Source organism: Exiguobacterium sp. s146 (assembly GCF_018618415.1).
Lineage (GTDB): Bacteria > Bacillota > Bacilli > Exiguobacteriales > Exiguobacteriaceae > Exiguobacterium.
The window spans coordinates 321,824-342,671 of record NZ_JACSMA010000002.1 but is presented as its reverse complement, the minus strand read 5'-3'; the positions used below and the strand labels follow the sequence as shown (position 1 = coordinate 342,671).

Below are 20,848 nucleotides of genomic sequence, written 5' to 3'. Positions count from 1 at the left end.
AACAATTGGAAATTACGTAGGGGGATACCTGAAATGATGTACTTTGATGAGGCGATTGACGCCGTAGCAAAAATTAAAGTAATTGGAGTCGGGGGCGGCGGTTCAAACGCTGTCAACCGCATGATCGAGCACGGAGTACAAGGTGTCGAGTTCATCGCCGTCAACACGGACGCGCAAGCACTCAACATGTCGAAAGCGGACGTAAAGCTTCAACTCGGAGCGAAATTGACGCGTGGCCTCGGTGCCGGCGCTAATCCGGATATCGGTAAAAAAGCGGCAGAAGAGAGCCGCGAGCAGTTGATTGAAGCGCTTGATGGCGCGGATATGGTCTTCGTCACAGCTGGTATGGGCGGAGGAACCGGAACGGGGGCAGCACCTGTCATCGCCGAGATTTCAAAAGAAATCGGAGCGCTCACGGTCGGTGTCGTTACGAAACCGTTCATGTTCGAAGGACGCAAACGCATGCAACACGCCCAACACGGGATTCAAGCGTTTAAAGAAAAAGTTGATACACTCATCGTCATTCCAAACGACAAGTTGCTTGAAATCGTCGAGCGCAACACGCCGATGATCGAAGCGTTCCGCGAAGCGGATAACGTTCTTCGCCAAGGTGTCCAAGGGATCACGGACTTGATCGCCATTCCTGGTCTCATCAACCTTGACTTCGCTGACGTCAAGACGATCATGACTGAAAAAGGTTCGGCGCTCATGGGTGTCGGTGTCGCCACTGGCGAGAACCGTGCCGTTGAAGCAGCGAAGAAAGCCATCTCATCTCCACTTCTCGAGTCTTCAATCGAAGGCGCGAAAGGTGTCTTGATGAACATCACGGGCGGACTTAGCCTCAGCTTGTACGAAGTCACGGAAGCTGCTCAAATTGTTCAAAGTGCCGCGGATGAAGAAGTGAACTTGATTTTCGGTTCAGTCATCAACGAAAACTTGAACGACGAGATTATCGTTACCGTGATTGCAACTGAATTCGCAGAAGAAGCGCAAGGGACGAACCCGTTCCTTCAGCAGCCGAAGAAACAACCGGAAGCTGAAGTGAACCGTGAGGCTCAACCGAAAGCGCAAGAAACTGCGCCACAAGATGAAGGGAACTTCCATAGACCGGTCTATGGTGGGGACGTCCCAGACGAGACGATCAACATCCCAGCGTTCGTAAGACAACGCCGTAACTAAACAACAGGGGGTGCCGGTTCTCGGCATCCCCTTTTTCTAAAAAAGGAGAATCATATGCGACTGTTACATACATGGGAAACCGAAACGTATCGCTATCAGGCTTATGTGACGACCCGGACGGACGGACATAATGAAGGAAATGTCGGACTCCACGTCGGTGATGACGCTGAACAGGTCGTCGCCAATCGGGAGTACTTCTTTGACGCGGCGGGACTTTCCCTCGCGGATTCGGTCTGGGCCGACCAAGTCCATCAGACGAACGTCGAAGTCGTCGGCGACGCCGACCGCGGCAAAGGCGCCTATCGCTATGACGAGACGATTCCGGCGACGGACGGTCTCATCACGACGGCCGACGCATTGCCACTCGCCCTCGTCTTTGCCGACTGTGTCCCGCTCTTCTTCTGTGCCGAGGACCATGGCGTCATCGGTGTGGCGCATGCCGGTTGGAAAGGGACGGTCGGGAATATCGTCGCTGCGATGACGGATGCGTTCGCCACGCTCGGCGTTCCAGCCGAAGCCATCGACATGTTCGTCGGCCCGGCCATCACAGCCGAACATTATGAGGTCGACCGCCGCGTCCTGGATGCGGTCGAAGCGGTCTCACCGGCTGCGTATACGTCATCGGTCATGGACGAACGAGCGGGCCATGCCCGTCTATCGCTCCAACAAGTGAACGAGACGCTCGCCGTGGAACGAAATATCGAGGTCACCCAATCGAACTTGTCGACCGTTTCTGATCAGACCTTTTTCTCGTATCGGAACGGTGATGCCAAGCGTCGCTTTGCGGCCGTCCTCGTCAAGGAGAAGAAATCGTGAGTATAGCCAATAATGTGAATCAAGTCAGACAGACGATCGACGCGCATCGGACCGATCAGGCGGTGACGCTTATCGCGGTTACGAAGTCGGTCGGTCCCGACGTAGCGAACGCCCTCTATGCAGAAGGCATCCGCGACTTCGGCGAAAATCGTCCCGAAGGATTGCTTGAAAAAGTCGAGCAGTTGCCGCCTGATGCCAAGTTTCATTTCATCGGCAGCCTGCAGACACGTAAAGTGAGACAAATTATCGACCATGTGGCAGCGATTCATTCGCTCGACCGCCTCTCGCTCGCCGAAGAGATCGATAAACGCGCCCAAGGCGTCATCGATTGTTTCGTGCAAGTGAACGTATCGGGCGAAGCGTCAAAACATGGTCTCGAAAAAGAGGAAGTCATCCCGTTCATCGAGAACTGTAAACAGTATCCTCACGTGCGGATCATCGGCTTGATGACGATGGCCCCGTTCACAGAGGACGAGACGGTGATTCGGGAGACGTTCCGAAACTTGAGACTGCTGCGCGATGACGTCGCGCGTCATGCCTACCCGCATGCACCATGTACCGAACTGTCAATGGGAATGTCGAACGACTACACGTTGGCAATCGAAGAAGGCGCATCGTTTGTTCGTATTGGAACCGTACTTGTGCAATAATATATTTTAAGGAGGAATCCGTTATGTCAATCAAAAACAAAATGAAGGACTTCTTTGGACTCGAGGAAGATCCGAACAACCAGTTCGAAGGAGACGAGTATGCTGTCGCCGAAACGAAGACACAACCGATGACGGAGGCAATCGTCAAAACGGAGGACCGTCCGAAAACATCGAACAATATCGTCGCGTTGAACACGAAGAAGAAAGAACGTTCAAAAGTCGTCTTGGCCGAACCGCGTGTATTCGCCGAAGCCCAAGACATCAGCGACCAGTTGAAAGAAAACCGGGCCGTCATCGTCAACCTTCAACGGATGTCGAAAGAGCAGTCTCGTCAAGTCGTCAACTTCTTGTCAGGTGTCGTCTATGCACTAGAAGGGACGATGACATCGATTGGACATAACACGATTCTGTGTACTCCGAACAACATCGAGTTGACGGGGTCGATCTCGAACTTGATTTCGGAGGACGAACTCAATAGTAAAGGGTGGTAACTGAATGGAAAATGCTATACCTGCGTTAGGCAACACGATCGTTACGTTACTTGGATATTATAGTTGGGTCTTGATTGCCTATATTTTATTATCATGGTTCCCGAATGCGCGCGAATCAAAGTTTGGCCAAATCTTGTCGTATCTGTGCGAACCGTTTTTAAATCCGTTTCGTCGCATCATCCCACCAATCGGCGGGATGCTCGACATTTCCCCAATCGTCGCTTTATTTGTGCTACGGATGGCGCAATTTGGAGTGCGTGCGATTTTCGGTATTTAAATGAGCGTCTTCGATCATTATCGACCGAATGAACGGGCATTTATCGAGCAAGTGCTCGATTGGGTTCAACAAGTCGAGGACAACTATATGTTGAAAGTGACGGACTTTTTAGATCCACGCGAGCAACAAATCGTCCGGCAACTCGTCGGCAAGCAGCTCGCGATTTACGAGGATGGCGGATTTGTCGGCGCGGAACGGCGTCGTCTCATTCTGGCTCCGGATTATTACGAGCTCGACCCGAACGATTTCGAGATTGCGATTCGTCAAATCGATTATCCGACCAAGTTCGTCGAATTGACGCACCGTCAAGTGACGGGCACGCTCTTGAATGCCGGGTTAAAGCGGCAAAAATTCGGCGACGTCGTCCTCGACGATGGCATCGCCCAGTTCGCAACGACACGTGACGCGGCCGGTTTCATCGAGATGAACGTCGACCGGGTCGGCAAGGCCCGAATCCGCATCTCTGAAGTGACCCCGGAGGCCGTGCTCGTCGTACCTGAAGTCAAATGGAGCGATGAGTTCGGCATCGTCTCGTCACTCCGGTTTGACACGGTCGTCAGCGAAGTGCTCGGGTTATCCCGGCAAAAAGCCCAGGCGCTCGTCAAACATGGAGACTGTAAAGTGAACCATAAACCGATTGATGATCCGAGCTTCATCCTTGAACCAGACGATTTGGTCTCAATCCGAGGGTACGGCCGTGTCAAACTGACGGCGATTCTCGGCTCGACGAAGCGTGAGAAAATAAAAATCCAGTATGGCATCATACGTTGAACTTAGGAGGAAAGTCGAATGGCGTTGACACCGATTGATATTCATAATAAAGAGTTCTCGACTCGTTTTCGCGGGTACGATATCGATGAGGTCAATGAATTTTTAGATCAAATCATCAAAGAATTTGAACTATTGATTCGTGAGAATAGAAGGTACGAAGAACTCGTCAACGATATGCAAGCCCGTATTGACTACTTCTCCTCGATGGAAGACACGTTGAACAAATCGATTATCGTCGCCCAAGAGGCAGCGGAAGAAGTGAAGACGAACGCGACCAAGGAAGCGAGTCTCATTTTGAAGCAAGCCGAACGCGAGGCGCTCGCCCGTGAGGAAGAAGCGTCTCGCAAAGAGCAGCTCGCCGAGCGGGAAGTCATTCAAATGCTCAAGAAAGTCGAATTGTACCGGACCCGGTTCCGCGTCCTCGTCGATGCTCAGATGGAGCTCTTGAACAGCACGGAATGGGACACGATTGTCGGGGAGCCGCCGGTCCAGACGGTTCTTGACGATAAGGCCGAACTTGCGTATAATGACGACGAAGTCATACCAACAAAACATCACGGATAATACACAATACGTCGATTAGGACACGTCGATAAAGTCATACCTACGAAGCGACTTAGGGAAGGTGCAAGCCTAAGAGAAAGACTTTATCGGTATCCCCTATGAGTGTCGGGCTGAAGTTAGTAAGCGCGACCGCCTGACCTCGTTATCGGTTACCAAGAGCGGTCTCGGGGTTTCCTTGAGATTAGTAGGGTGGTACCGCGAGTCGACCAACTCGTCCCTATTAGGGGCGGGTTTTTTTGTTGTCAAAAAAAGATGCAGGAGGAGTTTCAATGAACTACAAAGACACACTATTGATGCCTGACACAGAGTTCGCGATGCGCGGAAATCTGCCAAAACGTGAGCCAGCGATGCATGAGGCTTGGGAACAGATGGACCTATACAACCGCGTCCAAGCGAAAAACGCCGGGAAACCACAATACATCCTTCACGACGGACCTCCGTACGCGAACGGTGACATTCATATGGGCCATGCGCTCAACAAAGTGTTGAAAGACATCATCGTCCGTTTCAAGTCATTGAACGGCTATCAGTCACCGATGATTCCAGGCTGGGACACGCACGGTCTCCCAATCGAGAACGCGCTCCAAAAAGCAGGTGTCAACCGCAAAGAGATGACGGTCGCCGAGTTCCGCGAGAAGTGTGCGGCGTATGCGATGGAACAAGTGAACTCGCAACGTGAACAGTTCAAACGTCTCGGGTTGCTCGCTGACTTTGACAACCCATACATCACGCTCCTCCCTGAATACGAAGCGGCTCAAATCCGTCTCTTCGGTACGATGGCCGAGAAGGGCTACATCTATAAAGGGAAGAAACCAGTCTACTGGTCACCGTCTTCTGAATCGGCGCTCGCCGAGGCAGAAATCGAATACTATGACAAGAAGTCACCGGCCATCTACGTGGCGTTCCAAGTCGTCGACGGGAAAGACGTCCTTCAGACGACCGACCATTTCGTCATCTGGACGACGACACCATGGACGATCCCGGCCAACCTCGGAATCGCGGTCAGCGACGAGTTGACGTACACACGCATCGAGCATGACGGCAAAGGCTATATCGTCGCCGAATCGCTCGTGGAAGAAGTGACGACGGCACTCAAGTGGACGGATTACACGGTGAGCGGTTCGTGGAACGGACGTGAGTTCGAATACATGACGGCGCAACACCCGCTCTACGACCGGACCTCGCTCGTCATGATCGGCGATCACGTCACGGCTGACGCGACAGGTCTCGTCCATACGGCACCTGGACACGGGGAAGACGACTACCGTGTCGGGCAAGCATACGGACTCGACGTCCTCTGCCCGGTCGATGACCGCGGCTATATGACGGATGAGGCACCAGGTTTCGAAGGCTTGTTCTATGAAGATGCGAACAAACAAATCGGGATGAAACTCGAAGAGAACGGCTATCTCCTCAACTTGAAATTCATCAAACACTCGTACCCGCACGACTGGCGTACGAAAAAACCGGTCATCTTCCGTGCGACGCCACAATGGTTCGCCTCAATCAAAGACTTCCGGGCCGACATGCTCCGTGAAATCGAAGAAGTGAACTGGGTGCCGGAATGGGGCATGACACGTCTTTACAACATGGTCCGTGACCGTGGGGACTGGGTCATCAGCCGTCAACGCGCCTGGGGCGTTCCAATCCCGATCTTCTATGCCGAGGACGGCACGGAGATCATCACGAACGAGACGATTGAACATATCGCCAACTTGTTCCACGAGCACGGCTCGAACGTCTGGTATGAGCGCGAAGCGAAAGACTTGTTGCCAGCAGGCTTCACGCACCCGAACAGCCCGAACGGCGAGTTCCGTAAAGAGCTCGACATCATGGACGTTTGGTTCGACTCAGGTTCGTCACATGCGGGCGTACTCGAACAACGTGACAACTTGCGCCGCCCGGCCGACCTGTACCTCGAAGGTTCAGACCAATACCGCGGTTGGTTCAACTCGTCACTCTCGACGGCTGTCGCGACGACTGGCAAAGCGCCGTATCGCAACGTGCTCAGCCACGGTTTCGTCCTCGACGGAGACGGACGCAAGATGTCGAAGTCACTCGGTAACACGATTGCGCCGAACGACCTCGTCAAACAGTACGGTGCGGAAATCGTCCGTCTTTGGGTGTCGTCGGTCGACTATCAGTCAGATGTCCGTGCGTCACACGACAACTTTAAACAAGTGTCGGAAGTGTACCGGAAAATCCGTAACACGTTACGTTTCTTGCTTGGGAACTTGAACGGTTTCGACCCATCGATGCGTGTCGCGTTCGAAGACATGCCGGAAGCGGACCGCTTCATGGCGACGAAGCTCAAGCAGTTGCAGACGAAAGTCGTCAAAGCATACGACACGTTCGATTTCATGGCTGTTTATCACTTGAGCCATAACTTCTGTGTCAACGAGTTGTCGTCATTCTATCTCGACTTCACGAAAGATATCCTCTATATCGAGCGCGAAGATGATGCGCGTCGTCGTGCCGTCCAAACGGTCATGTATGACACGGTCGTCACGCTCACGAAATTGCTCGCACCAATCCTTCCGCATACGGCGGATGAGGTATGGCAAGAAGTGCCGGCTAAACAAGCGGATAGCGTCTTCTTGACGGACCTCGAAGAAGTAGCGGTCTTGTCGGACGACGAGAAAGCGTTGCTCGCGAAATGGTCGAAGTTCCTCACGTTCCGGGATGACGTCTTGAAAGCAATCGAGATCGCCCGTGGTGAGAAATTGATCGGGAAACCGCTCGAAGCGAAGCTGCTCGTCGCGCCAAAAGGTGAGACGAAACAGTTGCTCGAGACGATCGACAACGTGCGCCAATTGCTACAAGTATCACAGCTCGATTACGTCGATGCGGCGGATGTCGATTATGCGACAGCCGAAATCAGCGTCTTGAAAGCTGATGGTGCCCCTTGTGCCCGTTGCTGGACGTACTCGACCGAACTCGGTCAAGACGAACAGCATCCAGAGCTTTGCCCGCGTTGTACAGAAGTCATCGCATAAGCCGGACCGGAGTGGCGATCGTCCACTCCGGTTTCTTATGACTTGAAAGGAGAATCTGATGAAACGTTACTACGGATTAGCACTTTTCCTCATTTTGCTCGACCAAGTGACCAAATGGATCGTCGTCCAGACGATGACAATCGGACAGTCAATCGAACTCATCCCTGGGTTGCTGTATTTGACGTCTTACCGCAATAAAGGCGCGGCCTGGGGCATGCTCGAAGGGCAGATGGTGTTCTTCTTCATCGTCACGGCCATCGTCGTCGTCGGCTTGATTTATTTCTTGCATAAAGAAGTGAACGGATTCGATTTGCTCGGGTATAGCGTCGGGTTACTGCTCGCCGGTGCCATCGGGAACTTTATCGACCGTCTCTTCCGCGGAGAAGTCGTCGACTTTGTCGACACGTACCCGTTCGGATATAACTTCCCCATCTTTAACGTCGCCGATATGGCGCTCACGTTCGGGGTCATCTTTATGATCATCGGCGTCTTGTTCGAAGAAAAATTAAACAAAGAAAGGGGACAATCGTAATGGAAACTTACACATTTGTCGCCGAAGAAAAGGCTCGTATCGATAAATGGATGAGCGAACAGAGTGACTGGTCACGTTCGCAAATCCAAGACTGGATTAAGGCGGGCGACTTGCTCGTGAACGGTCAAATCGTCAAGCCGAACTATAAACTGCAAGCAGGCGACGAAATCGTCGTGACGGTCCCAGATGCCGTCGAACTCGAAGTGTTACCTGAGAATATCCCGCTCGACGTCGTCTATGAGGACGAGGATGTCATCGTCGTCAACAAGGCGCGCGGCATGGTCGTCCATCCGGCGGCCGGCCATACGTCAGGGACGCTCGTCAACGCACTTCTCTACCACTGTGACGATCTGTCAGGCATCAATGGTGTCAAACGTCCAGGCATCGTCCATCGTATCGACAAAGATACGACTGGTCTGCTCATGGTCGCGAAAAACGATGTGGCCCACGAATCGCTCGCGAGCCAGTTGAAGGATCGCAAAATCAAGCGTGAATACATCGCCCTCGTCCATGGCGAAGTCGCCCATGAACTCGGGACGATCGAAGCGCCAATCGGGCGTGACACGAACGACCGTCAGCGGATGACGGTGACGGACAAGAACGCGAAAGAAGCGATCACGCACTTCCGTCTCCTCGAGCGGTATAAAGACTTCACGCTCGTCGAGTGTAAACTCGAGACGGGGCGGACGCACCAAATCCGCGTTCACATGCGTTATATTGGCCATCCGCTCGCCGGTGACCCGAAATACGGTCCGCGCCGCACGATTCAATTGAACGGTCAGGCGCTCCACGCGGCGACGCTCGGTTTCTTCCATCCACGCACGAACGAATGGCTAGAATTCGAAGCGAAACTCCCGGCTGATTTCGAGGCGGAACTCACCAAATTAGACAAAATCGAGAAAACGCGTTGACTTTCAACCGATTCCGATTTATAGTCTAGGAAGCATAACACCTTTAAACCCAGTCCAGAGAGGCTGTGAAAGGATTGTGGCCGCGGCCACGACACGTCGATTATTTGAGGCAGAGGTCTGCCCTCACATATGAAGACTTCCTTTTCCAGCCGGATCAGGAAGTCTTCTTTTTTTATATAATTTGTGAAAGGGGGGAACCACTTGAAACGTTCCACCATTTTAGATGAAGCGGCCATCCGCCGTGCACTGACCCGAATCGCCCATGAGATTATCGAGCGAAACAAAGGGACGGACAACGTCGTACTCGTCGGGATTAAAACCCGAGGCGAGACACTCGCTGACCGGCTCGCCCGACGCATCGAAGAAATCGAAGGGAAAGCGATCGCCCTCGGTAACTTAGACATCACGCTCTACCGGGACGATTTATCGAAGAAATCACTCGACCCGGAAGTAAAAGCGACCGAGTTACCACATGACATCAACGGCAAGACGGTCGTCTTGATTGACGACGTCCTCTATACAGGCCGGACGGTGCGGGCCGCCATGGACGCGCTCGTCGACCACGGTCGGCCGGATTATATCCAGCTCGCCGTCTTGATCGATCGCGGACACCGCGAACTCCCGATTCGCCCAGACTTTGTCGGTAAGAACGTCCCTACATCGAAGTCGGAACAAGTCGTCGTCAGACTCAGTGAAGTCGACGCGACGGACGAAGTATTCATCAAACAGCAATAAACCAAAACCTTTAAGGTGGTCCAGAGAGGCCAGGAAGGAGAACCACATATGAAACCCATCCTCAACATTCACGAGCGTCCAGCTCATTTACCGCAATGGCTGCTCTTCAGCCTGCAACACGTCTTCGCCATGTTCGGAGCGACGATTTTAGTCCCGATTTTGACGGGGCTGAACACATCCGTCGCCCTCGTCGCTTCCGGAGTGGCCACGCTCTCATTCCTAGCCATCACCCGCTTCAAAGTCCCAACCTATCTCGGGTCGAGCTTCGCGTATATCGCGCCAATCATCGCCGTCAGCCAACAGTGGGGTGTCGAGGCCGCCTTGTTCGGAGGCATCATCGCCGGTGCCGTCTACGGTGTCGTCTCGCTCGTCATCTACAAGACAGGCGTGAACTGGTTGCTGCGCTTGTTGCCGCCGGTTGTCGTCGGACCGGTCATCATGGTCATCGGCTTATCGCTCGCACCGGTCGCCATCGACATGTCGATGAACAAAGACGGAGCCTATAACGGAACGTTCATCACGATCGCGCTGCTCACGCTCGGCATCACGATTCTCGCCATGACGACGCTCAAAGGTGTCTGGGGCGCCGTCCCGATTCTGTTCGGCATCATCGGCGGATACGTCATCGCCGCGCTGTTCGGCATCATCGACTACTCGGCAATCGGACAAGCAAGCTTGTTCCAACTGCCTGACTTCACGATGGTGTTCGTCGACTACATGCCGATGTGGCAGGTCGGGGCATTGCTCGCCATCGTCCCGGTCGCGCTCGTCACGATGACGGAACATATCGGCGACCAGATGGTCACATCGAAAATCATCGGTCGCGAGACGATGAAAGACCCAGGTCTCCATCGCACGCTTCTCGGCGACGGGATCGGCAAAGCGGTCGCCTCGGCACTCGGTGGTCCACCGTGTACGACTTACGGTGAGAACAACGGGGTCATGGCCATCACGAAAGTGTATAGCGTCTACGTCATCGCTGGAGCGGCGCTCATGGCCATCAGCTTTGGATTCCTCGGACACGTCGAAGCGTTCATCTCGACGATCCCGAACCCGGTAAAAGGCGGCATCTCGATTCTATTGTTCGGGGTCATCGCCTCGAACGGTCTCCGGACGATGGTCGAGAGCAACGTCGATCTCGCCGAGAAACGCAACCTCATCATCGCCTCGGTCATTCTCGTCGTCGGACTCGGTGGGGCGATGGTCCAACTCGGTAGCTTCCCGGTCCAAGGGATGGCGCTCGCAACGGTCGTCGGAATTCTCTTGAACGCCTTCTTGCCAAAAGCGGAGAGCGTAGAAGAGCCTGCTGCTGAAACAACTGAAGACACACGACAAGCAAGTAACTTTTAATTCGATCCCGTGAGGTCGGCAAAGTGAAGGCTCGTTTATTTGGGTGTGTTCTGCCCAGGTAAAGGCGTCCCTTCACGTAGGTGAAGAGGCGCCTTTTCTCTTTGCCTTCACAAAAAAGGAGGAGACGAACATGAACATCATCAAACAACAACCGAAGCATTTTGTCAGTTTGGACACGCTCAGCCTCGACGAGATTATGGGCTTAATCGAAGAATCGCTCCGTTATAAACAAGGGAACATGCCCCCTCTGTTCGACGGGAAGACGGTCGCGAACTTGTTCTTCGAAAACTCGACGCGGACGAAAAATTCATTTCAAATGGCCGAACGGCACTTGAACGTCCAAGAAATCCCGTTCGATGTGGCCACGTCATCGGTGACGAAAGGCGAGACGCTCTACGACACATGCAAGACGCTCGAGGCGATTGGAGTCGACGCCCTCGTCATCCGCCATCCGGAGTCGGGCTACTACCATGAACTCGTCGAAAAATTGAAGATCCCGGTTTTGAACGGCGGGGACGGGAGCGGGGAACACCCGTCCCAGTCACTCCTCGATCTCGTCACAATCTTTGAAGAGTTCAAGACGTTCGAGGGATTGAATATCGCCATCTGTGGCGACCTTGTCCACAGTCGCGTCGCCCGCTCGAACGCCTCGGTGCTCAAACGACTCGGCGCGAACGTCGTCGGCTGTAGCCCCGCCTCTTGGTGGGACGAGTCGATGGGGCTCGAGCATCATGACCTCGACGACGTGTTGGCCGACTGTGACGTCATCATGTTGCTGCGCGTTCAGCATGAGCGCCACATCATGGGCGATATCTTTTCAAAAGAAGATTACCATGAGCGCTACGGCTTGACGCCAGCCCGCGTCGAGCGGATGAAACCGAAAGCGATCATCATGCATCCGGCCCCGGTCAATCGGGACGTCGAGATTGCCGGCAGTCTGATCGAACATCCACAGTCGCGCATCTTTCCACAGATGACGAACGGCGTTTACGCCCGGATGGCCATCTTAAATCGAGCATTAGGGGGAAAATTATGATACTTCAACACGCAACTTGGTATGACGGGAACACGAAACGGACGACGAATCTATTGATCGAAGACGGCAAGATCCGCTCGGTCGACTATAACGGCACGACCGCAGGACATGACGTGATTGACGCGACGGGGATGCTGCTCATCCCGGGACTCGTCGATGTCCACGTTCACTTACGCGAGCCGGGCGGGGAGAAGAAAGAGACGATCAAGACCGGAACCGAGGCGGCCGCGGCCGGCGGATTCACCACCATCTGTGCGATGCCGAACACGCGCCCCGTCCCAGACGACCGCGCGACGATGGACCAGCTGTTGGCTAAAATCGAGCAAGACGCCATCGTGCGGGTGCTTCCATACGCCGCTATCACGAAACGGCAGCTCGGGACCGAACAAGTCGACATGGCCTCGCTCGCAGATTCGTTCGCCTTCACCGATGACGGGGTCGGCGTTCAATCCGCGGCGATGATGCGCGCGGCGATGCGGGAAGCGAAACGGCTCGACAAGGCGATCGTCGCCCACTGCGAGGACAATACACTCAAGGCCGGTTCGGTCCACGAAGGCCGGTTCAGTGACGAACACGGCATCCAAGGCATCCCGAGCCTCGCCGAGAGTATCCATATCGCCCGCGACGTCTTGATCGCCGAAGAGACCGGCTGTCACTATCACGTCTGCCACGTCTCGTCCCGACAGTCGGTGCGTGTCATCCGAGACGCCAAACGAGCCGGCATCCGGGTCACGGCCGAAGTGACACCGCACCACCTCGTCCTCTGTGAAGATGACATCCCGGGCCTCGACCCGAACTTTAAAATGAACCCGCCGCTCCGCAGCGCGGATGACCGGGACGCGCTCCTCGAAGGTTTGTTCGATGGCACGATCGATATGATCGCGACTGACCATGCCCCGCACACGGCCGAGGAGAAGGCGGCCGGCATGGAACGGGCCCCGTTCGGCATCACCGGTTTCGAGACGGCGTTCCCACTCCTATACACGACGTTCGTCAAAACGGGACAGATGGAAGAAGCGGCGCTCATCGAGTGGATGACGAAGCGGCCGAGCGACGTGTTCGGATTACCGTACGGTGTGATTGAGGAAGGACGGGCTGCCGATTTCGCGCTCATCGACACGGAGACGGAACGCGTGGTCGATCCGACGACGTTCCGCTCGAAAGGGAAGAACACACCGTTCGCTGGAAAGAAACTAGTTGGCTGGCCGGTCATGACGATCGCAGCTGGAAAAATCGTATATAAGGGGAGATTCGATGAAACGAACATTATGGCTTGAGGACGGGACTTCATTTGTAGGGACAGCATTTGGCGCTGACGTCGAGACGATCGGGGAAGTCGTCTTCCAGACTGGGATGACCGGATATCAAGAGATGTTGTCCGACCCGTCATACTGCGACCAACTCATCGTGTTGACGAATCCGTTGATTGGGAACTATGGCGTCAACCGCGAAGATTTCGAGACGACCGTCCCGATGGCGAAAGGGTTCATCGTCAAAGAAGTGTGCGACGCACCGTCGAACTTCCGCTCGACGGCGACGCTTCATGACACGCTCAAACGTTTTAATATCCCGGGTCTGGCCGGAGTCGACACACGCATGTTGACGCGTCACTTGCGCTCACTCGGCGTCATGCGCGGCGTCATGGTCGACGGGGACTCGACGTGGGAGACGGTCCAACACCGCTTCGATGTCCAGCTACCGACCAATCAGGTCGAGCGCGTCTCGACGAAGCGGGCGTATGTCAGTACCGGCAGCGGACCACGAATCGCCCTCATCGATTTCGGTGCGAAGCTCGGCATCATGCGTGAACTCGTGAAGCGCGACTGTGAGGTCGTCGTCTTGCCGCACGACGTGACGGCCGAAGAAGTGATGCGCTACGAACCGGACGGCGTCATGCTGTCAAACGGACCGGGGGACCCGAAAGACGTCCCGACGGCGCTGCCACTCATCGAGCGCCTCATGCCGACCCTCCCGATCTTCGGGATTTGTCTCGGTCATCAGTTGATCGCGCTCGCGAGCGGGGCCAACACGTTCAAACTTCCGTTCGGCCATCGCGGCGCCAACCATCCCGTGCTCGAGCTTGAGACCGGGGCGGTGACAATCACATCCCAAAACCACGGCTACGCGGTCGATGAGTCGTCACTCGCGACGACAGGACTCGTCGTCACGCACCGCGCCGTCAACGATGGCACGGTCGAAGGGGTGAAGCATCTGCATCATCCGACGTTCTCGGTGCAATACCATCCCGAGGCGGCTCCAGGCCCATACGATGCCAACGATTTATTTGACCAGTTCATGCAACTCGTTCAAGAAAACAAACAGAAAGTAGGAATGTGACATGCCAAAACGACCAGATATTCAGAAAATCCTTGTAATCGGATCCGGCCCGATCGTCATCGGACAGGCGGCAGAATTTGACTATGCTGGTACTCAGGCGTGTCTTGCCTTGAAAGAAGAAGGATACGAGGTCATCCTCGTCAACTCGAACCCGGCCACGATCATGACCGACCCGACGACGGCGGACCGTGTCTATATCGAACCGCTCGAACCGGAGTTCGTCGAACGGATTATCCGTCAAGAACGCCCGGACGCCCTCCTGGCCACACTTGGCGGCCAGACCGGCCTCAACTTGGCGATGGAACTCGACCGCCGCGGCGTGCTTGAAGATTGCGGCGTCGAATTGCTCGGGACGAAATTGTCGGCCATCGAACAAGCCGAGGATCGGGAGCAATTCCGTGACCTCATGTATCAGCTCGGCCACGGGGTACCGGAAAGCGAAATCGTGCAGTCGCTCGAGTCGGCTTGGGGCTTTGCCGACCGGATCGGCTATCCGATTATCATCCGCCCGGCGTACACACTCGGAGGAACCGGTGGCGGGATTGCCCATGACCGGAATGAATTCGAGCAGTTCGTCGAATCAGGACTGAAAGCGAGTCCGGTGACACAAGTGTTGCTCGAGAAATCGATTGCGGGCATGAAAGAAGTCGAATATGAGGTGATGCGCGATTCGAGCGACCAGGCCATTATCGTCTGTGCGATGGAAAACTTTGACCCGGTCGGGGTCCATACGGGCGACTCGATCGTCTTCGCCCCGACGCAGACACTGTCGGACCGCGACTATCAGATGCTCCGCAGCGTCTCACTTGATATCATCCGTGCTCTCGGCATCGAAGGGGGCTGCAACATCCAGTTCGCCCTCGACCCGGACAGCTTCACGTACTACGTCATCGAGGTCAACCCGCGTGTCTCGCGCAGTTCGGCGCTCGCCTCGAAAGCGACAGGATACCCGATCGCGAAGCTGGCTGCAAAAGTGGCGGTCGGATACAAATTGTCAGAACTGAAGAACCCGGTGACGGAGACGAGTTACGCCTCGTTCGAACCGGCGCTCGACTATGTCGTCGCCAAAATTCCACGCTTCGCCTTCGATAAGTTTGAGACGGCCGACCGCCGCCTCGGCACCCAGATGAAAGCGACCGGGGAAGTGATGGCGATTGGCCGCAACTTGGAGGAAGCGCTTCTCAAGGCTGTCCGTTCACTTGAACTCGGGACAGAAGACTTGGCCGTGCCCCGGCTTTCGCAATTGACGACAGAGGAGCTCGACCGTGAGTTGACCACGCCGACCGATGAACGGTTGTGGATGCTCTATGAGGCGCTCCGTCGCGGCTATTCGACGGAACAGTTGCATGAGCTGACGAAAATCGACCGCTTCTTCCTATCGAAACTCGCACGGATTTGGCAACAGGAAGAGACGCTCCGGCTTGAGCCGCTCACGCCAGAACGCCTCCTCGAGACGAAACGTCTCGGCTTCAGCGATAAGATGATTGCCCGCATCATGAACGAGAGCGTGGAGACGGTGACGTCGCTCCGGAACGACTGGGGCATCCGCCCGGTGTACAAGATGGTCGACACGTGTGCGGCCGAGTTCGCCTCGGAGACACCGTACTTTTACGGGACGTACGAAGTCGAGAACGAGGCCGTGAAGACCGACAAACCATCGATTCTCGTCCTCGGATCGGGTCCGATCCGCATCGGACAAGGTGTCGAGTTCGATTACGCGACCGTCCATTCGATTCAGACGATTCGTGACGCCGGTTATGAAGCCATCATCATCAACAACAACCCGGAGACGGTGTCGACCGACTTCTCGATCTCGGACCGGCTCTACTTCGAACCGCTCACGACCGAGGACGTACTCGAGGTCATCCGTAACGAACAGCCGCTCGGTGTCATCGTCCAATTCGGTGGCCAGACGGCCATCAACTTGGCGGCCTCGCTCGAAGCGGAAGGGGTCCAGATTTTAGGGACGTCGCTGGAGGATATCGACCGCGCCGAAGACCGGAAAGCGTTCGAAGCGACGCTCTCGGCCGAGCGACTCGCCCAACCACCAGGCAAGACGGCGGTCACGGTCGAAGAGGCTGTCGCCTGCGCCGACATGCTCGGCTATCCGGTGCTCGTCCGCCCGTCATACGTCCTCGGCGGCCGGGCCATGGAGATCGTTTACGAGCGCTCGGAGCTCGAGCGATACATGCGCCACGCCGTTGTCGCCTCGAAAGACCGTCCCGTCCTGATTGATCGCTATTTGACGGGCATCGAGATCGAAGTCGACGCCATCTGTGATGGGACAGACGTCTACATCCCGGGCATCATGGAACATATCGAACGGGCCGGGGTCCATTCGGGCGACTCGATCGCCGTGTATCCGCCACAACGGTTGAGCGAAGCGTTAAAACAGAAGGTCGTCGACTACACGATCAAACTCGCCAAGGCGTTCAACATTAAAGGGTTGCTCAATATCCAGTTTGTCTACGCCGACGACTTATACGTCATCGAGGTCAACCCGCGCGCAAGCCGGACCGTGCCGTTCATCTCGAAAGTGACGGGGCTGCCGGTCGCACGAATCGCTACGCAGACAATTCTTGGGACGAGCCTGCAAGAACTCGGACTCGGGACAGGGCTCCATCCGGAAGCGGACGCCATCTCGGTCAAAGTCCCGGTATTCAGTTTCGCGAAACTGAAAGAAGTCGACCCATCACTTGGGCCGGAGATGAAATCGACCGGTGAAGTCATGGCAACCGACCGTACGCTCGAGAAGGCACTCTATAAAGGACTCGTCGCCGCCGGGATGACGATTGCCTTAAAAGGGAACGTCCTGTTGACGGTAGCCGACCAAGACAAGGAAGAAGCGCTCGACATCGCCCGCCGCTTCAATCGACTCGGCTTCCGTTTGATGGCCACGTCCGGTACGGCGCAGGCGCTCTCGACAGACGGCCTACCTGTCCACCCGGTCGGGAAAATCAATGAAGCTGGAGAGACGATGCTGAGCGTCATCGAACGAGGGGAAGTCGATATCGTCTTGAACACGACGACACGTGACGCCTTGGCGACGAAAGACGGATTCATCATCCGCCGGGCCGCGGCCGAGCAAGGGGTGCTCTGCTTGACGTCGCTCGACACGGTCAAGGCGCTGCTCCAAGTCATCGAGAGCCTGTCGTTCCAAACGACGAGCCTGCCGGCGTTCACGACGTTCGGGGTGACCGTATGAGACAACTCGCGACCATTTTATCGAACCGATTGATCGCGACCGCGACGATGGAGATGAAAATCGAGATTCCACCGCAGACCGTTGCGCCGGGCACGTTCTTCCATGTGAAGACGTCAGAACTGTTGCGCCGGCCGCTCTCGGTCGCGAACGTCGACGGCAACGTCGTCACGTTTCTGTATAAAGTGATCGGCAGTGGGACGTCAGATTTGGCCGCCCGACGGAAGGGGGACGTCTTGGACGTCCTCGGACCGCTCGGCAACGGCTTCCCGCTCGAACAGACGGGCAAGCGGGTCGTTCTCGTCGGTGGGGGCATCGGGGTGCCGCCGCTCTACTATACGCGGCGTATGCTCGCCGCACGGGGGATCGAGACGATCGCCATTCTCGGGTTTGATACGAAGACGAGCATTTTTTATGAAGAGGCGTTCCGTGAACTAGGGGAAACGATGATCACGACGGTCGACGGCTCATACGGAGAACAAGGCTTCGTCACGGGCCCACTCGCCCGGGTCGACGCCGACGTATTGTTCAGTTGCGGGCCAGAACCGATGTTGAAAGCGGTCGCCGCGTCACACATCGAGGAACGCTATCTCTCGATTGAGAATCGGATGGGGTGTGGCATCGGCGCTTGTTTCGCTTGCGTGTGCGAAGCGCCAGGCGGTTACGTCAAAGTGTGCAGCGACGGACCGGTATTTCGGGCAGAAGAGGTGACGCTATGAGACTACACGTCGATTTGCCAGGCTTACAGTTGAAGAATCCGATTATGCCGGCATCCGGCTGTTTCGGATTCGGGGAAGAGTTCGCCAAACTGTATGATTTATCGATGCTTGGCGGCATCATGATTAAAGCAGCGACAGGCGAGTCGCGATTCGGCAACGGCACACCGCGGGTCGCCGAGACGGCACAAGGGATGCTGAACGCCATCGGTCTCCAAAATCCGGGTGTCGAGGCGATTATCGAGGACAAGCTCCCGTTCTTGTCCACGTTCGACACGGAGATTATCGCGAACGTGGCCGGGTCGACGCCAGAAGAGTACATCCACGTCGCACGTGAGCTCAGTGCGGACCCGACCATCAAAGCGCTCGAACTGAACATCTCATGCCCGAACGTGAAATGCGGCGGGATGCAGTTCGGGACCGATCCCGAGATGGCAGCGGAATTGACCCGGCTTGTCAAAGCAGCATCGACGAAACCGGTGTACGTCAAACTATCACCGAACGTTACGTCGATCACGGCGATGGCGAAAGCGGTCGAAGCGGCCGGGGCCGACGGCATCACGATGATTAACACACTCGTCGGGATGCGCATCGATGTCACGACCGGACAACCGATTCTCGCCAACCGCATCGGTGGTTTGTCCGGACCGGCCATCAAACCGGTCGCCATCCGCATGGTGTATGAGGTCGCTCAGGCCGTCGACATCCCGATTATCGGCATGGGCGGCGTGCGGACAGTCGATGATGTGTTAGAGTTTATTTATGCGGGTGCTTCGGCGGTCGCGGTCGGGACGGCCAATTTTGAAAACCCGTACGTCTGTCAGGAAATCATCGAAGCGTTACCAGGACGACTCGACGAACTCGGGATTGATCACATTTTAGACATCAGGGGGAAAGCTTATGAACAGATTGTATCTCGCGCTTGATGTCGAGACGGGCGCCGACGCGTTCCGCTTGTTGGAACGAATCGATCAAAAACCGGCTGTCAAAGTCGGGATGGAACTGTTCTATCGGGAAGGGGGCCGCTTTGTCGAACAACTCGTCGACAGCGGTTACCCGGTCTTCTTGGACGTCAAAGTGCATGACATCCCGGAGACGGCACGACGTACACTCCGTCAAATCGGACGCCTCGGCGTCGAGTTGACGAACGTCCATACGCTCGGCGGCGAGACGATGATGCGTTACGCCTTGGACGGCTTACGCGATGTGACTGATACGACGAAATTGATTGGGGTCACCCAGTTGACGTCGACCGATGAACGAATGCTCGCCGAAGAGCTACACATCGGCGGGGGGCTCGAACAGGCCGTCCTTCGCCAGGCTGCCATGGCCGACCAAGCCGGGCTCGATGGCGTCGTCGCGTCCGTGCATGAGGCTAGCGCGATTCGTCAAACGCTCGGGAGCAAGTTCATGACCGTGACGCCAGGCATCCGGATGAACGAGGCCACGGACGACCAAGTCCGGATCGCCACGCCGAAAGCGGCTCGTGACGCAGGTGTGTCGGCCATCGTCGTCGGCCGACCCATCACCCGGGCCGAAGACCCGAACGCTGCCTATGCACACTACTTACAAGAATGGAGTCGAACTTATGAGACAAATCGCTGAAGCTTTATTACAGATTGAGGCCATCACCCTATCACCAGACAACCCGTACACGTGGTCGAGCGGACTGAAGAGTCCAATCTATTGTGACAATCGCTTGACGCTCAGCTATCCGGACGTCCGCAATCTCATCGTCGATGCGCTCGTCGAGGTGATTCGTCCGCTCGACGCCGACGTCATCGCCGGGACGGCAACAGCTGGGATTCCTCATGCGACACTGGTGGCCGATCGGCTCGGATTACCGCTCGTCTACGTCCGTTCGAGTGCGAAAGGACACGGGAAAGGGAATCAAATCGAGGGCCGATTTGAACCAGGGGCTCGTGTCGTCGTGATTGAAGACTTACTCTCGACAGGCTCGTCCAGCATCGCGGCTGCCAAGGCGATTCAGAAAGCCGGAGGGGAAGTCATTAAGATTCAGGCAATCTTCTCCTACGGTCTGGACCGTTTCCTCATCAATCTGTTGGACTCTGAATTTACTGCGCATGCCCTGATTACACTGTTGGATGTGCTCGACGTTGCCGTCAAGAAGCGAATCATCAGTAAAGAAGAAGTTGCTTCCTTGCGCGAGTGGCGAAACGACCCGACCGGTTGGAGCGAACGTGTCTTATCTTCATAATCTGCAACGAGAATCCACCTCCGGGCGGATTCTTTTTCTATTCGGTACATGGGATACTGAACATGTT

General features: G+C 55.6%; 20 protein-coding genes. All 20 read left to right on the top strand.

Annotated elements, in window-relative coordinates; all coding sequences use genetic code 11:
* Positions 1-33: 33 nt before the first annotated feature.
* Entirely contained in the window at positions 34-1,179 is a 1,146-nt protein-coding gene (gene ftsZ, locus KNP83_RS08365) for a cell division protein FtsZ (RefSeq protein WP_214762081.1), read from the top strand.
* Positions 1,180-1,233: 54 nt separating this feature from the next.
* Positions 1,234-1,995: a peptidoglycan editing factor PgeF gene (gene pgeF, locus KNP83_RS08360; protein WP_214762080.1), complete on the top strand. Its 762-nt coding sequence runs from the start codon at positions 1,234-1,236 to the stop codon at positions 1,993-1,995.
* Positions 1,992-2,645: a YggS family pyridoxal phosphate-dependent enzyme gene (locus KNP83_RS08355; RefSeq protein WP_214762079.1), complete on the top strand. Its 654-nt coding sequence runs from the start codon at positions 1,992-1,994 to the stop codon at positions 2,643-2,645. Before pgeF ends, KNP83_RS08355 begins: the two co-directional genes overlap by 4 nt.
* A gap of 23 nt (positions 2,646-2,668) precedes the next feature.
* A complete protein-coding gene (locus KNP83_RS08350; protein ID WP_029595732.1) occupies positions 2,669-3,136 on the top strand; it encodes a cell division protein SepF in 468 nt (155 codons plus the stop codon).
* A 4-nt stretch (positions 3,137-3,140) separates the two neighbouring features.
* Entirely contained in the window at positions 3,141-3,413 is a 273-nt protein-coding gene (locus KNP83_RS08345; RefSeq protein WP_021067051.1) for a YggT family protein, read from the top strand.
* Positions 3,414-4,184: a YlmH family RNA-binding protein gene (locus KNP83_RS08340; RefSeq protein WP_214762078.1), complete on the top strand. Its 771-nt coding sequence runs from the start codon at positions 3,414-3,416 to the stop codon at positions 4,182-4,184. It begins immediately after the preceding gene.
* 18 nt (positions 4,185-4,202) lie between these two features.
* A complete protein-coding gene (locus tag KNP83_RS08335) occupies positions 4,203-4,748 on the top strand; it encodes a DivIVA domain-containing protein (protein WP_214762077.1) in 546 nt (181 codons plus the stop codon).
* A 269-nt stretch (positions 4,749-5,017) separates the two neighbouring features.
* A complete protein-coding gene (gene ileS, locus KNP83_RS08330) occupies positions 5,018-7,744 on the top strand; it encodes an isoleucine--tRNA ligase (RefSeq protein WP_214762076.1) in 2,727 nt (908 codons plus the stop codon).
* 58 nt (positions 7,745-7,802) lie between these two features.
* Positions 7,803-8,276 (top strand): signal peptidase II, encoded by a 474-nt coding sequence (gene lspA / locus KNP83_RS08325; protein WP_021067055.1) that lies wholly within the window; start codon positions 7,803-7,805, stop codon positions 8,274-8,276.
* The gene (locus tag KNP83_RS08320) at positions 8,276-9,187 is read left to right on the top strand and encodes an RluA family pseudouridine synthase (RefSeq protein ID WP_214762075.1); all 912 of its coding nucleotides are present in this window, start codon (positions 8,276-8,278) and stop codon (positions 9,185-9,187) included. Before lspA ends, KNP83_RS08320 begins: the two co-directional genes overlap by 1 nt.
* A gap of 201 nt (positions 9,188-9,388) precedes the next feature.
* Complete coding sequence (pyrR, locus tag KNP83_RS08315; protein ID WP_214762074.1) at positions 9,389-9,922, top strand: bifunctional pyr operon transcriptional regulator/uracil phosphoribosyltransferase PyrR; 534 nt, start codon at positions 9,389-9,391, stop codon at positions 9,920-9,922.
* Positions 9,923-9,970: 48 nt separating this feature from the next.
* Complete coding sequence (locus KNP83_RS08310) at positions 9,971-11,272, top strand: uracil-xanthine permease family protein (protein ID WP_214762073.1); 1,302 nt, start codon at positions 9,971-9,973, stop codon at positions 11,270-11,272.
* A gap of 130 nt (positions 11,273-11,402) precedes the next feature.
* Complete coding sequence (locus KNP83_RS08305; RefSeq protein ID WP_214762072.1) at positions 11,403-12,308, top strand: aspartate carbamoyltransferase catalytic subunit; 906 nt, start codon at positions 11,403-11,405, stop codon at positions 12,306-12,308.
* Positions 12,305-13,585: a dihydroorotase gene (locus KNP83_RS08300; protein ID WP_214762071.1), complete on the top strand. Its 1,281-nt coding sequence runs from the start codon at positions 12,305-12,307 to the stop codon at positions 13,583-13,585. The genes KNP83_RS08305 and KNP83_RS08300 overlap by 4 nt, the downstream gene beginning before the upstream one ends.
* Entirely contained in the window at positions 13,563-14,645 is a 1,083-nt protein-coding gene (locus KNP83_RS08295) for a carbamoyl phosphate synthase small subunit (protein WP_214762070.1), read from the top strand. The genes KNP83_RS08300 and KNP83_RS08295 overlap by 23 nt, the downstream gene beginning before the upstream one ends.
* 1 nt (position 14,646) lies before the next feature.
* Positions 14,647-17,850, top strand: coding sequence for a carbamoyl-phosphate synthase large subunit (gene carB / locus KNP83_RS08290; RefSeq protein ID WP_214762069.1), 3,204 nt, complete (start codon positions 14,647-14,649; stop codon positions 17,848-17,850).
* Positions 17,847-18,566, top strand: coding sequence for a dihydroorotate dehydrogenase electron transfer subunit (locus KNP83_RS08285; RefSeq protein WP_214762068.1), 720 nt, complete (start codon positions 17,847-17,849; stop codon positions 18,564-18,566). Before carB ends, KNP83_RS08285 begins: the two co-directional genes overlap by 4 nt.
* A complete protein-coding gene (locus KNP83_RS08280) occupies positions 18,563-19,489 on the top strand; it encodes a dihydroorotate dehydrogenase (RefSeq protein WP_214762067.1) in 927 nt (308 codons plus the stop codon). Before KNP83_RS08285 ends, KNP83_RS08280 begins: the two co-directional genes overlap by 4 nt.
* Complete coding sequence (pyrF, locus tag KNP83_RS08275; protein ID WP_214762066.1) at positions 19,464-20,168, top strand: orotidine-5'-phosphate decarboxylase; 705 nt, start codon at positions 19,464-19,466, stop codon at positions 20,166-20,168. Before KNP83_RS08280 ends, pyrF begins: the two co-directional genes overlap by 26 nt.
* Entirely contained in the window at positions 20,152-20,781 is a 630-nt protein-coding gene (gene pyrE / locus KNP83_RS08270; RefSeq protein ID WP_214762065.1) for an orotate phosphoribosyltransferase, read from the top strand. Before pyrF ends, pyrE begins: the two co-directional genes overlap by 17 nt.
* Positions 20,782-20,848 lie beyond the last annotated feature (67 nt).